The 5,190-nt window shown below is 67.0% G+C and carries 7 protein-coding genes; 3 read left to right on the forward strand and 4 right to left on the reverse strand.

Translation table 11 applies throughout. The features are described 5' to 3' along the window. The 3 genes from ACWELQ_RS37285 to ACWELQ_RS37295 all read right to left on the reverse strand — a co-directional run. The coding region (locus tag ACWELQ_RS37285; RefSeq protein WP_452401724.1) for an NAD(P)(+) transhydrogenase (Re/Si-specific) subunit beta at positions 1-684 on the reverse strand (684 nt) is incomplete at its 3' end. 3 nt (positions 685-687) lie between these two features. Further along, positions 688-1,005 carry an NAD(P) transhydrogenase subunit alpha gene (locus ACWELQ_RS37290; protein WP_452401725.1) on the reverse strand — a complete coding sequence of 106 codons (318 nt, stop codon included), beginning with the start codon at positions 1,003-1,005 and terminating at the stop codon, positions 688-690. Next, on the reverse strand, positions 1,005-2,123 hold the full coding sequence (locus tag ACWELQ_RS37295; protein ID WP_452401726.1) for a Re/Si-specific NAD(P)(+) transhydrogenase subunit alpha: 1,119 nt from the start codon (positions 2,121-2,123) through the stop codon (positions 1,005-1,007). Before ACWELQ_RS37295 ends, ACWELQ_RS37290 begins: the two co-directional genes overlap by 1 nt. Positions 2,124-2,448: 325 nt before the next feature. On the opposite strand from ACWELQ_RS37295, the gene ACWELQ_RS37300 reads away from it, so the two are divergent. Genes ACWELQ_RS37300 through ACWELQ_RS37310 form a run of 3 tightly spaced genes read left to right on the forward strand, consistent with a single transcriptional unit; the run spans position 2,449 to position 4,356 of the window. Beyond that, complete coding sequence (locus tag ACWELQ_RS37300) at positions 2,449-2,898, forward strand: HIT family protein (RefSeq protein ID WP_452401727.1); 450 nt, start codon at positions 2,449-2,451, stop codon at positions 2,896-2,898. Beyond that, entirely contained in the window at positions 2,895-3,713 is an 819-nt protein-coding gene (locus ACWELQ_RS37305; RefSeq protein ID WP_452401728.1) for a maleylpyruvate isomerase family mycothiol-dependent enzyme, read from the forward strand. Before ACWELQ_RS37300 ends, ACWELQ_RS37305 begins: the two co-directional genes overlap by 4 nt. A gap of 4 nt (positions 3,714-3,717) precedes the next feature. Next, positions 3,718-4,356, forward strand: a complete 639-nt coding sequence (locus ACWELQ_RS37310; protein WP_452401729.1) for a Type 1 glutamine amidotransferase-like domain-containing protein — start codon at positions 3,718-3,720, stop codon at positions 4,354-4,356. 93 nt (positions 4,357-4,449) lie between these two features. Here the strand turns inward: ACWELQ_RS37310 and ACWELQ_RS37315 are convergent. After that, positions 4,450-5,190: MFS transporter (locus tag ACWELQ_RS37315; protein WP_452401730.1), on the reverse strand; the 741-nt coding region annotated here is incomplete at its 5' end.

A 5,190-nucleotide genomic window follows, 5' to 3' on the forward strand; every position in this document is an offset into this window, starting at 1 on the left:
GCTCAACCTGCTGCTGCTCGCGGGCGCCATCGCGGCCGCGGTGGTGATCGGCAGCACCACCATCAGGCCGAGAATGCCCGCGAGCACCAGCAGCGCGATCATCCAGTACTGCGGCACACCGGTATCGGTGGCCCCGATGCCGATCACCACCGCGGCCGCGATGGCGCCCGCGAGCAGCAGCAGGTTGAGCGGCTGCTGCAGCTTGCCGACGCTGATCGGGCGGCCCGAGAGCAGTTCCTGCAGCTTCGCGAAGGCGATGATCGAGCCCCAGAAGGAGACCGAGCCGATGATCGCCGCGAACAGCGAGCCGATCACGATGTGCACCGAGGGCGACTCGTGCACCTTGGAAAAGCCCTTGGTATCGAGGAATTCGGCCCACGCGATGAGCGCGACCGTGCCACCGCCGACACCGTTGAACGCGGCGACGAGCTGCGGCATGGCGGTCATCTTGGTGAAGCGCGCGGGCGGAACGCCCAGCAGCACACCGACGACCAGGCCCGCGACGATGATGATCCAGTTGCTGGTGTCACGGATGGAGATGAACGTCGCGATGACCGCGATGACCATGCCGACCGCGGCGATCAGGTTGCCGCGCACCGCGGTCTTGGGACCGGTGAGCCCCATCAGACCGTAGATGAACAGCGCGAACGCGACGATGTAGAGAATATTGACCAGATTGTCCATGGCTTACTTGCCCGCCTTCTCGCTCGCAGCAGGCTTCTTGGCCTTGAACATGCCCAGCATCCGGTCGGTCACCACGAAACCGCCGATGACGTTCAGGGTTCCGAACACGACGGCGACGAACAGGATGATCTGCATCAGCACCGACGGGTGCTGGACCTTGCCGAACACCACCAGCGCGCCGAGCACCACGATGCCGTGAATGGCGTTGGTGCCCGACATCAATGGCGTGTGCAGGGTATTGGGGACCTTGGAGATGACGGCGAAGCCGACGAACCCGGACAGCACCAGGATCGCGATATTCGCCAGCAGTTGGGTGTACATCAGGCTTCCACCTCACGTGTCACGCAGGAATCCGCCAGCACCTGATCGGTGAAATCGGGTGCGAGCGCACCGTCTTTCAGCATGAGCTCGAGCAGTGCGGCGACGTTCTTGGAGTACAGCTCGCTGGCATGCTCCGGCATGGTGGCCGGCAGGTTCAGCGGCGAGGCGATGGTGACGCCATGGCGCACAACGGTTTTCCCGGGTTCGGTCAACTCGCAGTTACCGCCGGTCTCACCGGCCATGTCCACGATCACGCTGCCGGGCTTCATGCCCTCGACAGCGGCGGCCGTGACCAGGCGCGGAGCCGGGCGACCCGGCACCAGGGCGGTGGTGATGACCACGTCGAAGCCCTTGATGGCGTTCTCGAGGGCCTGCTGCTGTTGTGCGCGTTCGTCTTCGGTGAGCTCGCGGGCGTAGCCGCCCTCACCGGCGGCGTCGATGCCGAGGTCGAGCCACTGCGCGCCGACGGAACGCACCTGGTCGGCGACCTCCGGGCGGACGTCGTAACCGGTGGTACGCCCACCGAGCCGCTTGGCGGTGGCCAGCGACTGCAGCCCCGCCACACCGACGCCGAGGACCAGCACGGTGGCGGGCTTCACGGTTCCGGCGGCGGTGGTGAGCATGGGGAAGAATCGGGTGGATTCGGAAGCGGCGAGCAGCACGGCCTTGTAACCGGCGACATTCGCCTGCGACGACAGCGCGTCCATGACCTGGGCGCGGGAGATACGCGGAATCGCTTCCACCGCAAAGGCTTGCACGCCCGCGGCCTTCAGAGCGCCGATCTTGGTGTCGGCGTTGCGGGGCGCGAGGAACCCGATCAGCGTCTGACCGGAGTGCAGCTTGGCGATCTCGGCGTCGTTCGGGGGAGCGACCTTGACGACCACATCGGCGGCGTACGGATCACCCAGCGTGGCACCGGCTTCGGTGTACGCCTCGTCGGGAATCAATGCGCCCAGACCGGCACCGGCCTCGACGATCACTTCCACGCCCTGCTTCAACAGGGCCGGAATGATCTTCGGCACCAATGCGACGCGTCGTTCGTCCGGGTTCGTCTCCCGAACCACTCCGACACGCGCACCGCGGGGCGCAGCGGTCTGTGCGCTCTGCGTTGTGTCCACTTGTCAAACTTCCTTCTCGTGGTGAGCCCAGGCCACCCTGTCGGTATGGGCCGAATCACCGGTCCAACGGTGGGCCGAACTTACTCTGCAGTAAGTTCGTGAGAATTCTCGCAACTGTACCTGGTTCGCGGTGAGCGTAGCGGAGATGCCCATCACTTGGTGTGGCGAGAAAACCGGACAACTCCATGCTCGGCCGGGGTGCCGTAGTGGACAAGTACCAACAATCGGGGGTAGCTACGCACCGTTAGGTATGCGTCCAGCTGGGCGTGTGTCGGGGTCGGGTAGGGGGTGTCGCAGATCACTTGTACGCCGTAATGTCTGCACGGTGAGTGGCTGCATTTTCTGCCGGATCGTCGCGGGCGACGCACCCGCGACCAAGATCTACGAGGACGACGCCCTGCTGGCGTTCCTCGATATCCGGCCCATCACCCGCGGGCACACCCTCGTAATCCCCAAACGGCACGCCACCGATCTGGACGAACTCGATCCGGCGATGGGCGCGCAACTGTTCTCCTTCGGGCATCGCCTGGCCAAATCCATGCGCCGCGCCGGACTCGCCGCCGACGGCGCGAACCTGCTGATCAATGACGGCAAGGCCGCCTTCCAGACCGTTCATCACGTGCACCTGCACGTGATTCCGCGCCACCAGGGCGACATTCTGCGTTTCGCCAAGGGTTTCGTGCTGCGCCGCCCGCACGACGCCGATGCCACCGCCGCCGCACTGCGATCCGGCCTGGACCGGCTCGCCGACGAAGAAAGGGAGACCACCGCATGACCGACACGGTGCCCGACCGCGCCGAGATCACGGCCCTGTTGTCCGATCAATGGGACGCGATTACCCGCCTGGTGGACGGCCTGGACGAAAACGCTTGGCGCACCGCCTCGCCGCTGCCGGGCTGGACGGTGTTCGATGTGGTCGCCCATGTGATCGGCACCGAATCGCTGCTGCTGGGCGAGCCGACCCCCGATGTCGAGGTCTCCGGCGCGCACATTCGCAACGAGATCGGCGCGCTGAACGAGAAGTGGATCGCCGCGCTGCGGCCACTGACCGGTTCCCAACTGCTGGAACGGTTCCTGGAGGTGACCGGCCGCCGGTTGAAGGCGCTCGAGCAGATCACACCGGAGGCATGGGCGGAACTGGTCCCGACCCCGGTCGGGATGGCCCCGTACGGCCGGTTCATGCGCATCCGCGTCTTCGACTGCTGGATGCACGAGCACGATATCGCCGACGCGCTGGGCGTTTCCGTCGACGAGGGCGGCACTCGCGGCGCGCAGGCGTTCGAGGAATTGCTGCCCGCACTGGGGCGGGCCGCGGTCAAGGGCGCGGGCGCGCCCGATGGCTCCCGCCTCACGATCGATGTGATCGGTCCGGTGACGCGGCAACTCCACATCGCGGTCGACGGCGGCCGGGCCAATCTCGTCGAGACCCTCGACGCCCCCGCCACCGTCGTGGTCGCCCTCGACTCGGGCCTGTTCGCCCGCCTGCGCGGCGGCCGCACCACGGCCGACGCGCACCCGGAGCAAATCACCGTCACCGGCGATACGGATCTCGGCAACCGCCTGGTCCGCAGCCTGGCCTTCACGATCTGATTCCGTGCGACTGTTCCTGTCCAGCTACCGTTTCGGCTCGCACCAGCAGCGGCTGCTCGAGCTGGTGGGCGAGCCCGGCCGGGTGGCCGTCATCGCGAACGCCTGTGATGCCTGGCCCTCGGCCTGGCAGGGCGCGGTCACCAGCGATCTGGTTCCCCTGCGCCGCACCGGTTTCCAGCCCGACGTCCTCGACCTGCGCGAGTACGTCGACCGCCCGGCCGAGGTCGAGGCGCGGCTGCGCGAGTACCCGATGGTGTGGGTGCGCGGCGGCAACACCTTCGTGCTGCGCGCCCAATTCGCCTGCAGCGGAGCCGATCTCGCCCTGACCAAACTCCTCGCCGAGGACGCCCTGGTCTACGCGGGTTACAGCGCCGGAGCCTGCGTCATGACCCCGGACCTGCACGGCATCGAATCCATGGACGACCCGGACGAGGTCCGCACCGCCTGCGGCATCGAACCCCGCTGGGACGGGCTGGGTCTGGTCGACCGCCGCATCGTCCCGCACCTGGACTCACCCACCGACCCGACGGGCGACGCTCGAAAGCTGGTGCGCGAGTACACGGCCGCGGGCATCCCACACTGGGCGCTCACCGACGACCATGTCGTCGTGGTCGACGGTGACCGCACCGAGGTCCTGACCTAGCAAAGAAGCCTGCGCACGCTGGGAGCGTGCGCAGGCTTTTCTTCAGGCTCTTGGGGTTTCAGGGGCGAAGCCCCTGAGAGTTACGAGAGGTTGTCATTTCCCCTTGTGGCGGATTCCGTGGCCGAGAGCCACAGCCGCCGCACCGAATGCGCCGATGGCCAGGGTCGCGAAGCTCGCGACGTACGCGCCTTCGGTCGGCACGGCGTGGGTTCCGAGCTTCAGCACGTGCGCGGTCAGAATCGACCCGGTCACCGCACCCGCGATCGAGCCGCCCGCGGTACGCACCAGCGAGTTGATGCCCGAGGCGATGCCGCTCTCACTCATCGGCACATGCTGCACCGCCAGCGAGCCCAGCGCCGCGTAGCCGATGCCGAAACCGGTGCCCTGCAGCACATTCGCCATGATCATGTCGAACGAGTGGTCGTGCGAGACGGCCAGCCACCCCATGGAGAGTCCGGCGAACACCGCGCCGATGGCGAGGGTGTAGGCGGGCCCGATCTTGGCGGAGATGCGCCCGGTGTTGAAGGAGAAGAACGTCATCAGCGCCGCGCTCGGAATGCCGTAGAGGCCGACCGAGAGCACGGTCCCCGACAGGCCGTAGCCGACCTTGTCCGCGGGCGTCTGAATGAAGTTGGACACCAGCGAGAACGCGCCGAACATGGAGAAACCGAGCAGCGCCGAAGCCACATTGGCCGACAGCGACTGCGGTCCGACCAGCAACTGCAACCGCACCAGCGGCTGTTCCACCTTGGTCTCCATCTCGCCACCCTGGATGCCGCCGATCTGGAGAGCGTGCGGACGGTTGTGATGGGCGGCGAACCCTGCCCGCCCGCG

Source organism: Nocardia sp. NPDC004722, assembly GCF_053601505.1.

Coding starts and splice junctions, on each gene's coding strand:
- ACWELQ_RS37290 (WP_452401725.1), bottom strand. CDS start 1,005: ATGTACACCCAACTGCTGGCGAATATCGCGATCCTGGTGCTGTCCGGG.
- ACWELQ_RS37305 (WP_452401728.1), top strand. CDS start 2,895: ATGACCGACACGGTGCCCGACCGCGCCGAGATCACGGCCCTGTTGTCC.